The organism is Paeniglutamicibacter sp. GQ140, from assembly GCF_059759235.1.
Genome location: NZ_JCAXDW010000003.1, coordinates 151,743 through 170,496 on the forward strand (window position 1 = coordinate 151,743; position 18,754 = coordinate 170,496).

Consider the following 18,754-nt stretch of genomic DNA (forward strand, 5'->3'; position numbering starts at 1 on the left):
CTGCGCAATGGATTGAACAAGGATTGTGCGCACTGCATTACGTGAGTAGCATCACAGATAGGTGGCGGCGACGAGGCCGCACCCGCAGGAACGGCACGTCCCACCGGAATGCCGAACCTGATTCGCAATCGACGCAAAGGATGCTGACCGTGTCCCCCACGTTTGACCCTTCCGCCCCCGAGGGCCCCGATACCTACCTCCAGGTGATCGCCCCCGACGGCACCCGCAATCGCTGTGAAGAGCTCGATGAATGGGTGAGGGACATCGACGTCCCGGCCCTGGAAAAGCTCTACATCGACATGGCCTGCATCCGCCGGCTGGACTCCGAAGGCACCGCGCTGCAGCGCCAGGGAGAGCTTGGCCTCTGGGCCCCGCTGCTGGGCCAGGAAGCCGCCCAGATCGGATCCGGCCGCGCGCTGGAAAACGACGACTTCATCTTCCCCTCCTACCGCGAGCACGGGGTGGCCTACTGCCGCGGGGTGAACCCGCACGATTTGCTGCGCATGTGGCGCGGGGCAGCCCCCAGCGGATGGAACCCCTACGAGGTCAACATGGCCAACCAGCAGATCGTCATCGGGGCACAGACCCTGCATGCGGCCGGCTATGCCATGGGACTGAAATTCGACGGCTCCTCGGCAGCTGCCATCACCTACTTCGGGGACGGGGCCACCAGCCAGGGGGATGTCAGCGAGGCCATGGTCTTCGCCGCCAGCTACCAGGCGCCGCTGGTGTTCTTCTGCCAGAACAACCACTGGGCCATCTCCGAACCCGTGGCCCGGCAAACCACCGGCCACATCGCCGACCGTGCCGCCGGCTTCGGCCTGGCCACCTGGCGAGTGGACGGCAACGACGTCCTGGCCGTCATGGCGGCAACCCGCGCCGCCCTGGCCCACGTGCGCACCGGCAGCGGACCGGCCTTCATCGAGGCCGTCACCTACCGGATGGGCGCACACACCACGGCCGATGACCCCACCCGCTACCGCGATGCGCTGGAGCTGGAGGAATGGGCGGCGAAGGACCCGCTGGACCGGATCGCCGCGCACCTCGACACCCTCGGCGCTGACCTGGAGGAGCTGAAGAAGCGCTCCGGGGCCGCGGCCGACGAGCTGGCTGCAGGGCTCCGCGAGGCCATCACCACGATGCCCGACCCCTCGGTCGAGGACCTCTTCACCCACGTCTACAGCCATCCCCACCCGGGGCTGGAGGAACAGCGCGAAAACTACGCCACCTACCTCGCCGGCTTTGCCGCGGAAGCGCAGGGAACCAAATGAAAACCCTCACCTTCTCACAGGCCCTGAACACCTCGTTGCGCGTCTCCATGGAACGCGATTCCAAGGTCGTGCTCATGGGCGAGGACATCGGAAAGCTCGGCGGCGTCTTCCGGATCACCGACGGACTGCAAAAAGACTTCGGTGCGCACCGGGTCATCGACACCCCGCTGGCCGAATCCGGCATCGTGGGAACCGCCATCGGGCTGGCCTTCCGCGGCTACCGCCCGGTGGTTGAGATCCAGTTCGACGGATTCGTCTACCCGGCCTTCGACCAGATCGTCTCCCAGCTGGCCAAGATGCATTTCCGCTCCCGCGGCAACGTCAAGCTGCCGGTGACCATCCGCATCCCCTTCGGCGGCGGCATCGGCTCGCCGGAGCACCACTCCGAATCCCCGGAGGCCTACTTCGCCCACACCGCCGGGCTGCGCGTGGTTTCCCCCTCGAACCCGCAGGATGCCTACACCATGCTGCAGCAGGCAATCGCGGACGACGACCCGGTGATCTTCCTCGAACCCAAGCGCCGCTACCACGTGCGCGGGGAGGTGGACACGGACCTGGTCCCGGACCCCGGTTCGCTCTACCGCGCGCAGGTGGTGCGCGAGGGCACGGACCTGACGCTGGTGGCCTACGGGCCGCTGGTAAAGACCGCCATGGATGCCGCGGCCGCGGCCCGGGACGAGGGCATCGACATCGAGGTCATCGACCTGCGCAGCATCGAGCCGGTGGACTTCGGGACCCTTTCGGCCTCCGTGCGCAAGACCGGGCGGGTGCTCATCACCCACGAGGCGGGCAAGTTCGGCGGGATCGGCGCGGAACTGGCGGCAAGCCTGACCGAGCGCTGCTTCGACCACCTGGACCACGCCCCGGTCAGGGTCACCGGGTTCGACATCCCCTACCCGCCCTCGAAGCTCGAAAGCCACCACCTGCCCGACCTCGACCGGATCCTGGACGGGGTCGATCGCGCCATGCGCCGGACGCCGGAACTGCTGGGAGAGGAAGGATGAACGCCACCATGGAGAAACTCTTCAAGCTGCCTGACCTCGGCGAGGGCCTGACCGAATCCGAGATCCTGTCCTGGCGCGTTGCCGAGGGCGACGCCGTGGAACTGAACCAGGTGATCGCCGAGGTGGAGACCGCCAAGGCCGTTGTGGAACTTCCCTCGCCGTTCAGCGGGGTCGTGAAAAAGGTCTACGAGCCGGTCGGCGCAGTCGTCGAGGTCGGCAACCCCCTCATTTCCTTCGATGTGCCGGACAACTCGGGCGCCTCCGCCCCGAGCCCGTCGGACGGGGGAGAAGCCCCCGCCAAGCGACAGCCGACGCTGGTCGGCTACGGCGCCGCGGTCGAATCCAACGGGCACCCGACACGCAGGGCGCGCAGTTCCCGGGCACCCCGGAGTGCACCCGAGCAGGCACCGGCGGTGGCTTCCGCACCTGCTTCCGCCCCCGCCCCGGATGCCGGATTGGATTCCCCGAAGCCGGGGCTGAGGATCGTCGGAAGCGGCGACGGGGAACCGCGGGGGATCGGCCACCTGCGGGCCAGGCCACCGGTGCGAAAGCTCGCCCGGGACCACAACATCGACCTGGGATCGCTCAAGGGCACCGGCACCGACGGGCTGATCACACGCGAAGACGTCCTGCGGGCCTCGGAGGGTGCGGGCAGCGGGGCCACCGACACCAAGGCCCCGGCGCCCCGCGACAGCGAAGACTCCTGGGAAGAGACCCGCACGCCCGTGAAGGGAGTGCGGAAGGCGACGGCCGCGGCGATGGTCGCCAGTGCCTTCACCGCGCCGCATGTCACCGAGTTCCTGAGCGTCGATGTCACCGAAACCATGGCGCTGCTTCAAAGGCTGCGCACCTCCCGGCAGTTGGCCGAGCAGAAAATCACCCTGACCACCCTGGTGGCCAAGGTGGTGACCCTGGCCCTGGCCCGGCACCGCACCCTGAACTCGCGATGGGACGGGGAGAGCGGGGAAATCGTCGAATTCGGCCACGTGAACCTGGGAATCGCCGCGGCGACGGATCGCGGTCTCATGGTGCCCGTCGTGCACGGCGCCCAGCGCATGGACCTGGCCGCCCTGGCCGGGGAAATGGGGGAGCTGACAGTTGCGGCACGCACCGGGACCATCACCCCGGCCCAGCTCTCCGGAGGCACCTTCAGCATCAGCAACGTGGGGGTCTTCGGAGTGGACGGCGGCACGCCGATCCTGCCTCCCGGACAGGCCGGGATCCTCGCCATGGGGCAGGTCCGCAAGATGCCGTGGGAGCACCTGGGCGAGATCGCCCTGCGGCAGGTCATGGTGCTCTCGCTGTCCTTCGACCACCGCGTTGTCGACGGGGAACAAGGAGCCAGGTTCCTTGCCGAAATCGGCAGCGTTCTCGAAGATCCCGCCATGTTGATGGGGCTGGTATAACGTCACCCGACCGATGTGAGGAGATGACAACAAAGCCTACGGAAAGTTGTCCTGTCATAAGTTGCAGAATCATTAAGATTCTGTTTCGAAGCAGTCGTTCATTGGTTGTTTCAGAGATTTATGAGTAGTGTCACTTGTGAGTGATGAGACTCACCATGGTTGGCGCTGCACAAAACACTCGCTCACGCCAACCAAACAAACTCGTTGAGGAGAAAGAATGCGTTACAACCGCACCTCGAAGGCCCTTGTGCTTTCCGCAGCCCTGGCCCTTACCCTGACCGCCTGTGGTGGCGGCGGCGCAGAGGAAGCCGACGAAACCACCGGCGGAGATCCGTCGAAGGTCATCACGGCGAACTCGACCGAACCGCAGAACGGCCTGTTGCCGGCCAACACCAACGAGGTTGGTGGCGGACGCGTGATGGATCTGCTCTTCACCGGGCTGGTCAGCTACGACATCGACGGCAAGCCGGTCAATGAACTGGCGGAGTCCATTGAGACCACCGACGCCAAGACCTACACCATCAAGATCAAGACCGGCCAGAAGTTCACCAACGGCGAGGCCGTCACGGCCAAGTCGTTCGTGGACGCCTGGAACTTTGGCGCCGCAGCCAAGAACGCGCAGCTGAACTCGTACTTCTTCGAGTCCATCAAGGGCTACGACACGGTTAGCGCCGAGGGTGCCACCGAGGAGACCATGGAGGGCCTGAAGGTCGTGGACGACACCACCTTCACCGTTGAACTCAAGCGCGCGGAGTCCGACTTCCCGCTGCGCCTGGGCTACACCGCCTTCTACCCGCTGCCCGCCGCCGCATTCGAGGACCCGAAGGCCTTCGGCGAAAAGCCTGCAGGCAACGGCCCGTACAAGCTGGCCGAAGACGGCTGGAAGCACAACGTTCAGATCGACCTGGTCCCGAACGCCGACTACTCCGGCCCGCGAACCGCGGCCAATGGCGGCGTTTCGTTCAAGATCTACAGCACCTTCGATGCCGCCTACCAGGACCTGTTGGCCAACAACCTCGATGTGCTCGACCAGATCCCGCCGAGCGCTCTGCAGAACTACCAGGACGACCTCGGCGACCGCTGGGTCAACCAGGCATACGCGGGCAACGCCACCATGACGATTGCCAGCTACCTGCCCGAGTTCAAGGGCGAGGCCGGCGAGCTGCGCCGACAGGCCATCTCGATGTCCATCAACCGCCAGGAAATCATCGACAACATCTTCTTCGGCGGCAAGCAGATCGCCAAGGACTTCACCTCCCCGGTCCTCGACGGCTACTCCGATGCCCTCCCGGGCAACGAGGTGCTGACTTTTAACGCCGAGAAGGCCAAGGAACTGTGGGCCGAGGCCGACAAGATTGATCCGTGGCCGGCCGACAAGACCTTCACCATGACCTCAAACATCGATGGTGCGGGCAACAAGGAATACATCGAGGCAATGGCCAACCAGATTTCCAACACCCTGGGAATCAAGGCCGAGCTGAACCCGATCCCGACGTTCAAGGAAATGCGCGAACTGGTGGTCTCCAAGAAGCTCACCGGGGCCTCGCGCGCCGGCTGGCAGGCAGACTACCCGTCGCTCTACAACTTCCTTGGCCCGCTGTACGGCACCGGTGCCGGTTCCAACGACGGCGACTACTCGAGCAAGGAATTCGACCAGAAGCTGGCCGAGGGCCTTGCCGCCACCTCCGTCGAGGAAGGCAACAAGATCTTCAACGAGGCCCAGCAGATCCTGCTCAAGGACCTGCCGGTGATCCCGCTGTGGTACCAGGCTGTCCAGGGTGGCTGGAGCGATCAGGTCACCGATGTGAAGTTCGGCTGGAACGGGGTACCGGTTTACAACGCCATTGTCGGCAAGTAAAGCGTCCTACCACAGCTCCAAAACGCGAGAAAGGGGGACCCGACCTGGGTCCCCCTTACTTGCGTGAACCGGCAAGGCATCCCCGCCCGCCAACCCAAAATTCCTTACAAGGAGTAGTCCCTTGATCGAATCGATCACCCCCACAACACCCACGGTGGCAGTTCCATGATTTTGTTTACCTTCAAGAGATTCCTGCAGTTGATCCCTGTATTCTTCGGGGCAACGCTGCTGGTGTATTTCTTGGTCTTTGCCACACCGGGAGACCCCATCGCCGCCCTATCCGGCGGCAAGCCGATGAGCCCGGCCGTTGAATCCGCCCTGCGCGCCCAGTACAACCTGGACCAGCCGTTCTGGGTCCAGTATTTCCTCTACCTCAAGAACCTGGTGACCTTCGATCTGGGCCAGACATTCTCGGGCCAACCCGTGGCAGACGTCATTGCCCGGGCGATGCCGGTGACTGCACGCCTCGCTGTGATGGCGCTGGCCATTGAGGCCTTTTTCGGCATCATCTTCGGCGTCATCGCCGGGCTGAAGAAGGGCAAGCTCTTTGACTCCACGGTGCTGGTTGCCTCGTTGATCGTCATCGCCGTTCCCACCTTCGTCCTGGGTTTCGTGCTGCAGTTTATCGTCGGGGTAAAACTCGACTGGGCAAAACCCACCGTTGGTTCGACTGCGCCCTGGGGCGACCTGATACTGCCAGCCACCGTCCTGGGACTGGTCTCGCTGGCCTATGTGCTGCGACTGACCCGCACCTCGATCATCGAGAACAAGCAGGCAGACTATGTGCGCACCGCAACTGCGAAGGGCCTGAGCCGCCGCCGGGTGGTCATGGTCCACATCCTGCGCAACTCGCTGATCCCGGTGGTCACGTTCCTCGGGGCCGACCTTGGCACCCTCATGGGCGGCGCGATCGTCACCGAAGGCATCTTCAACGTCCCGGGTATCGGCAACCTGGTTTACCAGGCCGTACTCAAGGGTGAAACCCCAACCGTCGTGGCAGTCGTCAGCGTCCTCGTGGTTGTTTTTGTTATCGCTAACCTCGTCGTTGATTTGCTCTACGCGTGGCTTGACCCAAGGATCCGCCTTGTCTGAGAATCCAACTCCCGAAATCATCGAACCGACCGCGTCGGCTCCACGTGTCCGCGCCGGAAAGATCTCCAGCCGCCGGATAGAGCACTATGTGGCACCGCTTGAGGAAACCCCGCTGCAGTCAGTGGATAAGGTCGACGAAACGGCTACGCCACTGAGCATGTGGGCCCAGGCCTGGCGCTCGTTGCGCACCCAGCCGCTGTTCATCATCTCCGCGGCGCTCATCCTCCTGGTGATCGCCGTGGCCGCCTTCCCCGGGCTGTTCACCAGCACCAGCCCGACCAGCTGCAGCCTCGAGTTTGCGCGCCAGGGCCCCTCGGCCGGACACCCCCTGGGCTTCACGTTCCAGGGCTGCGACATCTATGCGCGCATCATGTACGGTGCCCAGGCCTCGGTGCTGGTCGGATTGTTCACGACCATCGCAGTGGTCGTCTTTGGCGGCATCCTCGGCGCGCTGGCAGGCTACTACGGCGGCTGGCTCGACGCGATCCTGGCCCGACTGGCCGACATCTTCTTTGCCCTGCCGCTGATCCTTGGTGCGATCATCATCATGCAGCTGCCGGCATTCCGGGAGAACCGCAGCATCTGGACCGTCATCATCACCCTGGCAATCTTCGGCTGGCCACAAATGGCCCGCATCACCCGCGGTGCGGTCATCGAGGCCAAGAGCTCGGACTACGTCATGGCCTCGCGCTCGCTTGGCCTGTCCAAGTTCAAGACCCTGGTCAAGCACGTGGTGCCGAACTCCCTGGCACCGGTCATCGTGGTTTCGACCATCTCGCTGGGCATCTACATCGTCGCCGAGGCGACGCTGTCGTTCCTGGGACTCGGGCTGCCACCGAGCATCATGAGTTGGGGCAATGACATTGCCTCGGCGCAGATCTCCGTGCGCAACAACCCCGAGATCCTCATGTGGCCGGCACTGGCACTGTCCATCACGGTGTTGAGCTTCATCATGCTCGGGGACGCCGTGCGCGACGCACTCGATCCAAAGTCACGTAAGGGCTAGCACCATGAGCGAATTATTGAAGAAACCCACCATGTTCGACTCGGCGCAGGACGACCTTCCGCTGCTGGAAATCAGGGACCTGGCCATCACCTTCACCACTCCCGAGGGGCCGGTCAACGCGGTGCGCAAAGCCCACCTGACGGTGATGCCCGGGGAGACCGTGGCGATCGTGGGGGAGTCGGGGTCCGGAAAGTCCACCACCGCGCTGTCGGCCATCGGCCTGCTGCCCGGCAACGGCAAGGTCACCGCCGGCCAGATCATCTTTGACGGCGAGGACATCACCCACGCCGACGAGAAGCGCATCATCGAGCTTCGCGGCAGCTCGATCGGCATGGTTCCCCAGGACCCGATGTCCAACCTCAACCCGGTGTGGAAGATCGGCTTCCAGGTCCAGGAAACCCTGAAGGCCAACGGCCTGGCGGGAAGCAACTCCAAGGAACGCGTCGCCCAGGTCCTGTCCGACGCGGGGCTGCCCGACGCGGCAAAGCGCGCCGGGCAGTACCCGCACGAGTTCTCCGGCGGCATGCGCCAGCGCGCGCTGATCGCGATCGGGCTGGCCTGCCGGCCCCGCCTGCTGATCGCCGACGAGCCCACGAGCGCGCTGGACGTCACGGTGCAGCAGCAAATCCTGGACCACTTGGACACCATGACCAGCGAACTGGGCACCGCGGTGCTGCTGATCACCCACGACCTGGGTCTTGCCGCCGAGCGCGCCGAGAAGATCGTGGTCATGTACAAGGGCCAGGTCGTCGAGTCCGGCCCGGCACTGGAGATCCTGCGCAACCCGGTGCACCCCTACACCCAGCGCCTCGTTGCGGCGGCACCCTCGCTGGCCTCCAAGCGGCTGCAGTCGCAGCGGACGGAGGTCGCTGAGGAAATCAACGCCGTGGTGAAGGCCGAACACGAAATCACCGACGACGATGTCCTGCAGATCAAGGACCTGACCAAGGTCTTCAAGATCCGCAAGGGCCTGGGACGCAGCGAGGACTTCACCGCTGTGGACAACGTGTCCCTCTCGGTCAAGCGCGGCACCACCACGGCGATTGTGGGGGAGTCCGGCTCGGGCAAGTCCACCGTGGCCCAAATGGTGCTGAGCCTCCTGGAGCCAACGTCGGGGTCCGTCATCTTCGATGGGCAGGAAATGAGCAACAGGAGCGAAAAGGACCTGTTCAAGTTCCGCCGGCGCGTCCAGCCGATCTTCCAGGATCCCTACGGTTCCCTGGACCCGATGTACAGCATCTACCGGACCATCGAGGAACCGCTGAGGATCCACGGGATCGGCAATGCCAAGTCCCGGCAGACCCGGGTGAAGGAGCTGCTGGAACACGTCTCGATGCCATCTTCCACGATGCATCGCTTCCCCAATGAGCTCTCCGGAGGCCAGCGCCAGCGCATTGCCATTGCGCGTGCCCTGGCGCTGAACCCGGAGGTGATCATCTGCGACGAGGCGGTCTCTGCCCTGGACGTGTTGGTGCAGGCCCAGATCCTGAACCTGCTCAACAAGCTGCAGGAGGAACTGAACCTCACCTACCTGTTCATCACCCACGACCTGGCCGTGGTGCGCCAGATCGCGGACGACGTCTGCGTGATGCAGCATGGCCGTGTCGTGGAGTATGCCACCACCGACGAGGTGTTCAACAACCCGCAGAGCGAGTACACCAAGAACCTGCTCCGCTCCATCCCCGGTGCCACGTTGAGGCTGTAAATGGATGTGAGGAGTCGGTAAGGTTTCCGCAATAAAAGAACGCAGGTGGAGGGGCAAACCGGAAGGTTTGCCCCTCCGGTTGCTTAAGCCGGGATCCCGCCCGACAGGCCGATTCACGGGCGGCGAAGGCCCGTTCGGGCCATGTTTCCAAACTGTTATAAATTGCCCGAGCGCCAACCCGACTACTTGCCGGTAGTAATTGGCAAAACTCAATGTGAAGTAGATCCTTGATTTTTAGCGGTTGTAGCGCCCGTCACGTTTGTTGCGGGCGTCGGTGGTGACGCGGGTCACCAAGTGGAGCGCCGATTGCCCCAAAAATATGAAGCGGTGTTTTTATATCCAACCGGCGAAATCGGCGCTATGGTTCTAAATTGTGGGGCATCGCACACTGCATGGACCGCATCCGGGTGGAATCCCGGCTTCATTTGGATCAAGCTAATTAGGAGGAGAAATGCGTTTCCAACGTATTTCCAAGGCTGTTGCGGTGGGTGCTGCGCTCGCACTGGCGCTCAGTGCATGTGCCCCCGGCGGCCAGAACGCAACGCCTTCGGAGTCGTCGCCGGCCGCTTCGAGCGGCAAGTTCAGCGTCGAACCGGCGAACACCGGCCTGGCCGACCTCGGCGACATCACGACCAAGGACGACTCGGTCAGCTACTCGGTCGGCGCCGAGGACTTCATCAGCTACAACGGGTTGACCCCCGAGTCCTACAGCACCTACAACTCCGCCATCACCGACAGGCTCTTTGCCAGCTTCTACTACTTCGGCACGGACGGAAAGGTCTACCCGAACGAGGACCTGGGCAAATACGAGGTCGTCAGCGAAGACCCGATGACCATCAAGTACACCATCAACCCCGAGGCCAAGTGGTCAGACGGCACTGACATCACGGTTGCCGACGCAGTGCTGGCCTGGGGCGTGCAGAACACCAACCTCGCCGACGGCAAGAAGCCGCTGTTCAACTCGGTGTCACAGGACCTCGGACAGACCATCCCCAAGGGTCCCGAGGGCGACGCGGCCGGCAAGGAATTCACCGTCACCTACGCCAACCCGGATCCGGACTACGCCATCCAGACCATGATCTACAGCCCGGCCCACGTCGTGGCGAAGCAGGCCGGCATGAGCACCGAGGAAATGGTTGAGGCCATTCGCTCGGGGGACTCCGCCGCGCTGAAGAAGGCCGCTTCCTTCTGGAACACCGGCTGGAACACCTCGCCGGGCAAGCTGCCCGCGGCCGACCTCATCCCGGTCTCCGGACCGTACAAGCTGGGCAGCTGGGAAGCCGGCCAGTCCGTGACCCTGGTGGCCAACGAGAACTACTACGGCACCCCGGCGGCAACCAAGGAACTGGTCATCCGCTTCGCGGCGCCCGACACCATGGTCCAGGCGCTGCAGAACAGCGACATCGATGTCATCGAGCCACAGGCAACCGTCGACACGCTCGCGCAGCTGACGGCACTGGGCGACTCGGTCCAGATCCACCAGGGCGACACCCTGACATGGGAGCACCTCGACTTCAACTTCGCCAAGGGCGCGCTCTTCTCGGACAACCTGGAACTGCGCAAGGCCTTCGCCATGTGCGTTCCGCGCCAGCAGATCGTGGATAACCTGATCAAGCCGCTGAACCCGGAGGCCGAGGTCATGAACGCCCGCGAGGTCTTCCCGTTCCAGGACAGCTACGACGATGTCGTGGCCGCCGCCTACGCCGGCCAGTACGACAACGTCGACATCGAGGGAGCCAAGAAGATCCTCGAGACCGAAGGCGTCGACAAGCCCAAGGTCCGTATCGGGTACTCCGCGCCGAACCCGCGCCGTGCCGAGGAAGTCGCCATGATCAAGTCCTCCTGCGACCAAGCGGGCTTCGAGGTCGTCGACGCAGGCAACGCGGACTTCTTCGCACCCGGCGGCACCATGGAACGCGGCGACTACGAGGTTGCCCTGTTCGCCTGGGCCGGATCCGGCCAGATCACCTCCGGCGAGAACATCTACGGCACGGACAAGCCGCAGAACTACGGCCAGTACTCCAACACCGAGGTCGACGCGGCCTGGGAGCGTCTGACCACCACCTTGGACACCAACGTCCACGCGGAGGAAACCAAGAAGATCGAAAAGCTCCTGTGGGATGACCTCTTCGGCATCCCGGTCTTCGCCCACCCGGGCCTGGGGGCATCCGCCGCGGACGTGCTCAACGTCCGCAAGACGGCCACCCAGAACGGGCTGGTCTGGAACGCGGAACAGTGGGTCCGCGCCGAATAGCCGATCGACGGTAAAACGGTAAGAACGTGGGGCCTGGCGCAACCAGCGTCGGGCCCCACGTGTCCGTTGGCCCCGGGCCGCGGGCACATCGGCTAGAAAGGTAGCTACTTGCAGTGTTGAGATTCATTCTCCGCAGGCTGGGCGCGTCGATAGGGATCCTATTCGCGGCCTCGCTCCTGCTCTACGTCCTCGTGATCAACTCCGGCGACCCGCTGGCGGAGTTGCGGGAAAGCAATGCGGAAAACCGCGAAAACCTGATGCAACGGCGCATCGAGTTCATGAACCTGGACATGCCCTGGTACCAGCGCTACTGGACCTGGCTGGTCGGCGTCGGCAAGTGCTTCGCGCTCCAGTGCGACCTGGGCACCAGCCGCCAAGGCGTGGAAGTCAGTGCGCTGCTCGGCCTGGCGGCCAGTTCCACCCTGCGCCTGGTCCTGCTGGCCACGGTGCTCGCCGCGATCCTCGGGATCGCCATCGGCGTCTTGACTGCTGTGCGCCAGTACTCGGGCCTCGACTACGGCGTTACGTTCCTGACGTTCATGTTCTTCTCGCTTCCGGTCTTCTGGGCCGCAGTGCTGCTCAAGGAATACCTCGCCATCGGCTATAACGACTGGATGAAGGACCCTGCCTTCTCGGTGCCGCAGATTGCGGCCATCGCGGTCCTTGTCGGCTTCCTCATGCAGGTCTTCCTGGGTGGCACGCCCAGACGGCGCATTGCCACCTTCGCCGTGGCGGCCGCCTTCGTGGCGATAGTCATCCCCTACCTCACTTGGCTGAACTTCTTCCGCTTCCCACAGCTGGGCTTCGGCGGGGTGCTGGTGCTCGGGCTCGGCGTGGCCCTGAGCGGCACCGCCATGTCGGTGGGCCTGCGAAACACCAAGGTGCTTTACCCGGCGCTGGCCACCGTTGCCCTGGGCGCGATCGTCTACTTCGCGTCCTTCGGCCTGCTGGAGAACCCGAACTGGTTCGTCCTGGCCATCGGAGCCGTCCTCGCCGTGGTTATTCCGGCGCTGTTGGGCAAGTACCTGGGCGGGCACCTGGCCGTCCCGGCGATGGGCGTGGGAATCGCCACCGGCATCGTCATGGCCGGGCTGACTACCCTTGACCACATCTTCCGGGCCTGGCCCGGATTCCTGGCGCTCAAACCCCGGCCGATCGCGACCATCGGGTCGCAAACGCCGAACTTCGTCGGGACCTTCTGGGAGGATTTCCTGGACAAGGGCACCCAGCTGCTGCTGCCCACCATCCTGCTGGCGATCATTTCGCTGGCCAGCTACAGCCGCTACACCCGCTCCTCGATGCTGGAGGTCGGACAGCAGGACTACATCCGCACGGCCCGATCCAAGGGGCTGAGCGAACGCACGGTGATCTTCCGCCATGCCTTCCGCAACGCGATGATCCCCATTGCCACCATCGCGGCCTTCGACTTCGCCGGCCTGATCGGCGGAGCGGTGATCACCGAGTCGGTCTTCGGCTGGAAGGGCATGGGCGAGCTGTTCCGAACGGGCCTGATGCAGGTTGACCCCGCCCCGGTGATGGCCTTCTTCCTGGTGACGGGCACCGCCGCGGTCCTGTTCAACATGTTGGCCGACATTTTCTACGCCATTCTGGACCCGAGGATCAGGGTATGAACAAGTACACGAACCACGCAAGCGCACGGGAGGGCCGGGCATGACCATCGAAAAGGAACCCACCGAGGTCCCCGCCGTCCTGCTGGCCGAGGCCGAGGACGCGGCGCTGGCACGCAAGGACAGCGTTTCGCTGAGCCAGGGCCAACTGGTCCGCCGACGCTTCCTCGCGCACCGGGCGGCCATGATCTCCACCGTCGCGCTGGCCTTCATCGCCGTGATGGCCTTCTCTTCCATCGGCTATGCGGGCATCCCGGGCTGGTGGGACAAGGACTACACGATGGCCGGGAGCGTCATCGACGGGGGACGGCCCACGTTCTCGCTGCTGCCCACCTGGCTGGGCGGCACGGGACTTGCCTGGGGCGAACACCCCTTCGGCCAGGACTCCACGGGCAAGGACTACTTCGCCCTGGTGATGCGCGGCACCCAGCAGTCGATCATCATCGCGGTGATCGTCGGGATTGTGGCCACCGTGATCGGGGCCGTCGTCGGGGCCGTCGCCGGCTACTACCGCGGCTGGGTCGATGCGGTGCTGATGCGCATGACCGACCTGTTCATCGTGATTCCGCTGCTGGTCCTGGCCGCGGTGCTCGGGCAAATTGCCTCGCGCACCGGCAACACCACCGTGGTGTTGGCGCTGGTGCTTGGCCTGGTCACCTGGACCGGCCTGGCCAGGCTGGTGCGCGGCGAGGTGCTCTCGCTGCGCGAACGCGAATACGTTGCGGCAGCCCAGTCCATGGGCGCAAAGACCAGCCGGGTGATCCTCAAGCACCTGCTGCCCAACACCATTGGCGTCATCGTGGTGAATGCGACGTTCGCGATCGCCGGGGCCATCCTGCTGGAGACCTCGCTGTCCTACCTCGGCTTCGGGGTCAAGGCCCCGGATTCGTCCCTGGGCCTGCTCATCAGCCAATACCAAAACGCCTTCACCAACCGGCCCTGGCTGTTCTGGTGGCCGGGCATGATCATCCTGGCGATCGCATTGAGCGTCAACTTCCTGGGCGACGGGTTGCGCGACGCCTTCGACCCGCGCCAGACCCGCAAGGCCAGGCGCCGCAGCAAGAAGGAAGAGGTTTCCGAATGAGCATCACCTCACCCCCGGCAAATGACAGGGGAACGGCGCTGAGCTTCGAGAACCTGTCGGTCTCCTTCGAGACCGAGTTTTCCGACGTGCACGCGGTCAAGGGCCTGTCACTGGAGGTGTACCCCGGCGAAGTGGTGGCCCTGGTGGGCGAATCGGGCTCCGGCAAGTCGGTGACCTCCACCGCCGCCATTGGGTTGCTGCCCTCCAATGCCTACATCACCGGCAAGGCGCTGGTCGGCGGGGTCAACGTGGTGGGCATGGCGGAGAACAGGATGCGCAAGATGCGCGCCACCGACATTGCCATGGTCTTCCAGGAACCCATGACTGCGCTGAACCCGGTGCTCACCATTGAGCGCCAGCTCACCGAGTCCCTGGAACTGCACGGCCTTGCCTACGGCAAGGATGCCACCAGGCGGGCCATCGAGCTGCTGGACATGGTCGGCATCCCCGACCCGGCCAAGCGCATCAGGCAGTACCCGCACCAGTTCTCCGGCGGCCAGCGCCAGCGCATCGTGATCGCCATGGCGATCTCCTGCGACCCGAAGGTCATCATCGCCGACGAGCCGACCACCGCGCTGGACGTCACGGTGCAGGCCGAGATCCTTGACCTTTTGCGCGAGCTGAAGGACAAGCTGAACACCGGCATCCTGCTCATCACCCACAACATGGGCGTGGTCGCCGATCTGGCCGACCGCGTCGCGGTGATGTTCCACGGCTCGCTGGTGGAAACCGGCACCGTGGAGCAGGTGCTCAACCACCCCGAACATCCCTACACGCAGAAGCTGCTGGCCTCGGTGCCCCGGCTTAAGGCCGTGGACGTGACCGGGGGCTGGACGCCCGAGCCCGTCGCCCCGGTGGACCCGAACCGCACGTTGGTCCTCGAAGCCAGGAACCTGGTGCTCGAATACGACATGCGCGGCACCAAGTTCCGGGCGGTCGATGACCTGTCCTTCGAACTGGCCCGCGGGCAGATCCTGGGCATCGTGGGGGAGTCGGGCTCCGGCAAGTCGACCGTGGCCAAGGCCGTGCTGGGGCTGCTGCCCGTGGCCTCGGGCGTGCTGGCGGTCCACGGCACCAACCTGGCCACGCTGCGGCCCAAGGCTGCCCGGGCCGTCCGCGCCAAGATCGGGGTGATCTTCCAGGACCCCGCGGCGTCGCTGAACCCGCGCTTCCCGATCGGCGACTGCATCACCGAGCCGATGGTGGTGCACAAGGTCGGCAGCCGCGCCGAGCGCATCCGGCGGGCCGGGGAGCTGCTGGAAGCGGTGCACCTGCCGCGCTCGGTGCTCAACCGCTACCCGCACGAGCTCTCCGGCGGCCAGCGCCAGCGCGTGTGCATCGCCCGCGCGCTGACCCTTGACCCGGAACTGCTGATTGCCGACGAGCCGACCAGCGCGCTGGACGTTTCGGTGCAGGCGGCGGTGCTGGAAATGATCCAGGAGCTGCAGGCCCGCTACGAGTTCGCCTGCCTGTTCGTCAGCCACGACCTGGCCGTGGTGGACCTGCTGGCGCACCACGTGGTGGTCATGAAGGACGGCAAGTCGGTGGAGCAGGGCAGGGTCTCGGACGTGCTGCACGCCCCGCAACACGACTACACCCGCCGGCTGCTGGCGGCGGCCCCGGTGCCCGAGCCCCGCGAACAGGCAGTGCGCCGCGAGGCGCGCCGCCTGCTGCTCGAATTGGAGACGCCGGAGGGCTGATCCGCGCTGGACACAACAGAGGCCGGGATCCCCGCGGGGATCCCGGCCTCTGTCATGCCCCCAGGGGGCGAAGTCTGCAGAAGGGAGCTAGCTGAGCTCCATGATGAATTCCTTCACGACCGCGGCGCGGGCGTTGGAGAAATCGGCCGACTCCTCGATGACCTTGAAACCACGTCGTTCCAGGACCTTGATGGAGCCGATGTTGTCCTGCGGCACGCGGGCGCGCAGCGGGCGGGCCGTGTACTCGGCCAGGAACGCGTCAACGGCCGAGGTGGTGATGCCCTGGCCCCAGTAGCGGCTGGCGGTCCAGAAACTGATCTCCGGGATCGTCTCGTTCTCGAAGACCAGGATCGAGCCTGCGACTTCGCCGTCGTGCTCGATGGTGCGCACAATGACCTTGGGGTCGTTGATGATCGAACCCCAGTGGTGGTCGAAGACCCCGCGGTCCGCCGGGTTCCGGGCCGTGAAGGCAGCCATGAGGTTGGCTTCGGGATCCTGCTGGTGTTCGAAGAACTGATCCAGGTCTTCGGGCTGCAAAGGCCGTAGATGCACGGTCACTGCCTCTCTCTTTGTGGTCAACGTCTAGGCCCTAGCCTACCGGGGTGAACAGGGCGGATGCGGCCATCTGGTTCAGCAGCCGCCGCAATCCCGCCTTGGAGGTGCGCGGGGAGTGCGCCGAATGGGCGGTTGAGTTGAGCAGGCCGAAGGCCGCGTGGGCGCGGAACCGGATGACGGCGTTGGTTTCCTGCGGGTGGATCAGGTGCAGCTGCTCGGTCCACAGGGCGATGTAGGCGCGTTGCAGCTTGCGAACCAATTGCAGTTCGGCCGCCGGCAGGGTCTCCAGGTTGCGGTCCTGGACCTGGATGATGTCCGGGCGGGCCAGGGCGAAGTCGGTGTGGAAGGCGATCAGCCGCTTCAACGTCTCGTCGGCGGTGCCGCCGGCGCCGACAACCTTCTGGCCGCCGTCCAGCAGGTCCTGGCTCATGCCCACCAGCAGGGCGATGAGCACCGCCGACTTGCCGGAGAAGTGCCGGTACACCGCCGGCCCGCTGATGCCGCAGGCGGCCCCGAGGTCCTCCAGCGAAACCCCGGCATAGCCGTGGATGGCGAAGAGCCTGGTGGCCTCGGTCAGCAGGTCCTCGCGTCGCTGTGCCTTGGCGCGTTCGCGGTCGGTCGATGCAGGGTCCTTGGGAATGTCGTTCACCCTCCACCGTTCCTTCGTGTCTCGGCCCGGCGGCCGCCACAGGACCGCCGGTGCAACTTTCTCCCGGAGGCTGGACAAGTGTGGCGCGCGCCACTAGCCTCGGACTCAGTTAATGATCACTAACAATACGTGGTCAACCGGCAAAGCCCAAGCGAAGCGCAACCAAGCAACGTTTGGCCTCGCGGCCCACCCGGCCCGCGGCCATCGGGCGGCCCCGGCAACCAGTGAAAGGTGCACAGGGAAAAATGATCAACCTGGAACTCAACGACGACTACCTGGAACTCGCCAAGACGGTGCGGGAGTTCGCCAACGAGGTCGTGGCGCCGGTGTCGGCCAAGCACGACGCGGCGCATTCCTTCCCCTACGACGTCATCGCCCAGATGGGCGGGATGGGGCTTTTCGGCCTGCCCTTTGACGAGGACTTCGGCGGCATGGGCGGGGACTATTTCGCGCTGTCCCTGGCCATCGAGGAACTGGCCCGGGTCGACCAGTCGGTGGCCATCACCCTGGAAGCCGGCGTCAGCCTGGGGGCCATGCCCATCCACCGCTTCGGCACCCAGGCGCAAAAGGAGCGCTGGCTTCCGGCGCTGTGCTCCGGGGCGGAACTTGCGGGATTCGGGCTGACCGAGTCCGGCGCCGGCTCGGATGCCGGCGGCACCGCCACCACCGCCGCGCTGCAGGACGGGCAGTGGGTGGTCAACGGGTCCAAGGAATTCATCACCAATTCCGGCACCGACATCTCCACGCTGGTCACCGTCACCGCCGTCACCGGCACCCGGACCAAGGCCGACGGCTCGATCGCCAAGGAGATCTCCACGATCCTGGTGCCGCGGGACACCCCGGGATACACCGTGGACCCCGCCTATGACAAGGTCGGCTGGCGCGCCTCGGACACCCACCCGCTGAGGTTCGAGAATGCGTCAGTCCCCGAGGAAAACCTGCTGGGGGAGCGCGGGCGCGGCTACGCCAACTTCCTGTCCATCCTCGACGAGGGCCGCATCGCGATTGCCGCGCTGGGAACCGGGGCGGCCCAGGGCTGCCTGGACGAGGCCACTGCCTATGCCAAGACGCGGAAGACCTTCGGCAGCCCGATCGGCTCAAACCAGGGGATCTCCTTCAAGATCGCCCGGATGGCCGCGCGCGTGCACACCTCCCGCCTGGCCTACTATGCGGCCGCGGCGAAGATGCTGGCGGGCCAGGACTTCAAGACCGAGGCGGCCATCGCGAAGCTGGTGGCCGGCGAGGCCGCCATGGACAACGCCCGCGACGCCACGCAGATCTTCGGCGGCTACGGGTTCATGAACGAGTCCCTGGTGGCCCGGCACTACCGGGACTCGAAGATCCTGGAAATCGGCGAGGGCACCACCGAGGTCCAGCTGCTGCTGATCGCCCGCTCGCTGGGTCTTTAGGCATTTCGGGGGCGAACGCCCCGAAAGTTTGTAGGATACGAGAACAAGGATCTTCGTGGGCCGCTTTCTCCGCCGCACCGCTCCCGTGAAGGGGAGGCGGGCGGCGGGGAAATTCCCACACAAGGACAAGGGG

14 protein-coding genes are annotated in these 18,754 nt (G+C 65.0%); 12 read left to right on the plus strand and 2 right to left on the minus strand.

The genetic code is table 11. The features are described 5' to 3' along the window. The first annotated feature begins 140 nt into the window (after positions 1 to 140). The 11 genes from pdhA to AC6CHY_RS05620 all read left to right on the plus strand — a co-directional run bounded on the left by pdhA (position 141) and on the right by AC6CHY_RS05620 (position 16,008). The gene (gene pdhA / locus AC6CHY_RS05570; RefSeq protein WP_498225916.1) at positions 141 to 1,271 is read left to right on the plus strand and encodes a pyruvate dehydrogenase (acetyl-transferring) E1 component subunit alpha; all 1,131 of its coding nucleotides are present in this window, start codon (positions 141 to 143) and stop codon (positions 1,269 to 1,271) included. Then, positions 1,268 to 2,275 carry an alpha-ketoacid dehydrogenase subunit beta gene (locus AC6CHY_RS05575; RefSeq protein WP_498225918.1) on the plus strand — a complete coding sequence of 336 codons (1,008 nt, stop codon included), beginning with the start codon at positions 1,268 to 1,270 and terminating at the stop codon, positions 2,273 to 2,275. Before pdhA ends, AC6CHY_RS05575 begins: the two co-directional genes overlap by 4 nt. An 8-nt stretch (positions 2,276 to 2,283) precedes the next feature. Continuing rightward, positions 2,284 to 3,681: a dihydrolipoamide acetyltransferase family protein gene (locus AC6CHY_RS05580; RefSeq protein ID WP_498225920.1), complete on the plus strand. Its 1,398-nt coding sequence runs from the start codon at positions 2,284 to 2,286 to the stop codon at positions 3,679 to 3,681. 217 nt (positions 3,682 to 3,898) lie between these two features. Further along, on the plus strand, positions 3,899 to 5,539 hold the full coding sequence (locus AC6CHY_RS05585; RefSeq protein WP_217389646.1) for a peptide ABC transporter substrate-binding protein: 1,641 nt from the start codon (positions 3,899 to 3,901) through the stop codon (positions 5,537 to 5,539). 165 nt (positions 5,540 to 5,704) lie between these two features. Next, positions 5,705 to 6,631, plus strand: coding sequence for an ABC transporter permease (locus AC6CHY_RS05590; RefSeq protein ID WP_217389645.1), 927 nt, complete (start codon positions 5,705 to 5,707; stop codon positions 6,629 to 6,631). A 19-nt stretch (positions 6,632 to 6,650) separates the two neighbouring features. Next, a complete protein-coding gene (locus tag AC6CHY_RS05595) occupies positions 6,651 to 7,637 on the plus strand; it encodes an ABC transporter permease (protein ID WP_336245126.1) in 987 nt (328 codons plus the stop codon). A 4-nt stretch (positions 7,638 to 7,641) separates the two neighbouring features. Further along, positions 7,642 to 9,342, plus strand: coding sequence for a dipeptide ABC transporter ATP-binding protein (locus AC6CHY_RS05600; RefSeq protein ID WP_254456198.1), 1,701 nt, complete (start codon positions 7,642 to 7,644; stop codon positions 9,340 to 9,342). 451 nt (positions 9,343 to 9,793) lie between these two features. Next, positions 9,794 to 11,596 carry an ABC transporter family substrate-binding protein gene (locus AC6CHY_RS05605; protein ID WP_498225923.1) on the plus strand — a complete coding sequence of 601 codons (1,803 nt, stop codon included), beginning with the start codon at positions 9,794 to 9,796 and terminating at the stop codon, positions 11,594 to 11,596. A 113-nt stretch (positions 11,597 to 11,709) separates the two neighbouring features. Next, on the plus strand, positions 11,710 to 13,227 hold the full coding sequence (locus AC6CHY_RS05610) for an ABC transporter permease (protein WP_498225924.1): 1,518 nt from the start codon (positions 11,710 to 11,712) through the stop codon (positions 13,225 to 13,227). A 40-nt stretch (positions 13,228 to 13,267) separates the two neighbouring features. Then, a complete protein-coding gene (locus tag AC6CHY_RS05615) occupies positions 13,268 to 14,308 on the plus strand; it encodes an ABC transporter permease (protein WP_498225925.1) in 1,041 nt (346 codons plus the stop codon). Next, positions 14,305 to 16,008 (plus strand): ABC transporter ATP-binding protein, encoded by a 1,704-nt coding sequence (locus tag AC6CHY_RS05620; protein ID WP_498225927.1) that lies wholly within the window; start codon positions 14,305 to 14,307, stop codon positions 16,006 to 16,008. The genes AC6CHY_RS05615 and AC6CHY_RS05620 overlap by 4 nt, the downstream gene beginning before the upstream one ends. 87 nt (positions 16,009 to 16,095) lie before the next feature. Here AC6CHY_RS05620 and AC6CHY_RS05625 read toward each other — a convergent pair whose 3' ends face one another. Next, positions 16,096 to 16,560 carry a GNAT family N-acetyltransferase gene (locus AC6CHY_RS05625; RefSeq protein ID WP_217389639.1) on the minus strand — a complete coding sequence of 155 codons (465 nt, stop codon included), beginning with the start codon at positions 16,558 to 16,560 and terminating at the stop codon, positions 16,096 to 16,098. A 37-nt stretch (positions 16,561 to 16,597) separates the two neighbouring features. Beyond that, positions 16,598 to 17,212: a TetR/AcrR family transcriptional regulator gene (locus tag AC6CHY_RS05630; RefSeq protein WP_217389638.1), complete on the minus strand. Its 615-nt coding sequence runs from the start codon at positions 17,210 to 17,212 to the stop codon at positions 16,598 to 16,600. 245 nt (positions 17,213 to 17,457) lie between these two features. Here AC6CHY_RS05630 and AC6CHY_RS05635 point away from each other — a divergent pair, with 245 nt between their 5' ends. Next, positions 17,458 to 18,621 (plus strand): acyl-CoA dehydrogenase family protein, encoded by a 1,164-nt coding sequence (locus tag AC6CHY_RS05635; protein ID WP_217389637.1) that lies wholly within the window; start codon positions 17,458 to 17,460, stop codon positions 18,619 to 18,621. Positions 18,622 to 18,754 lie beyond the last annotated feature (133 nt).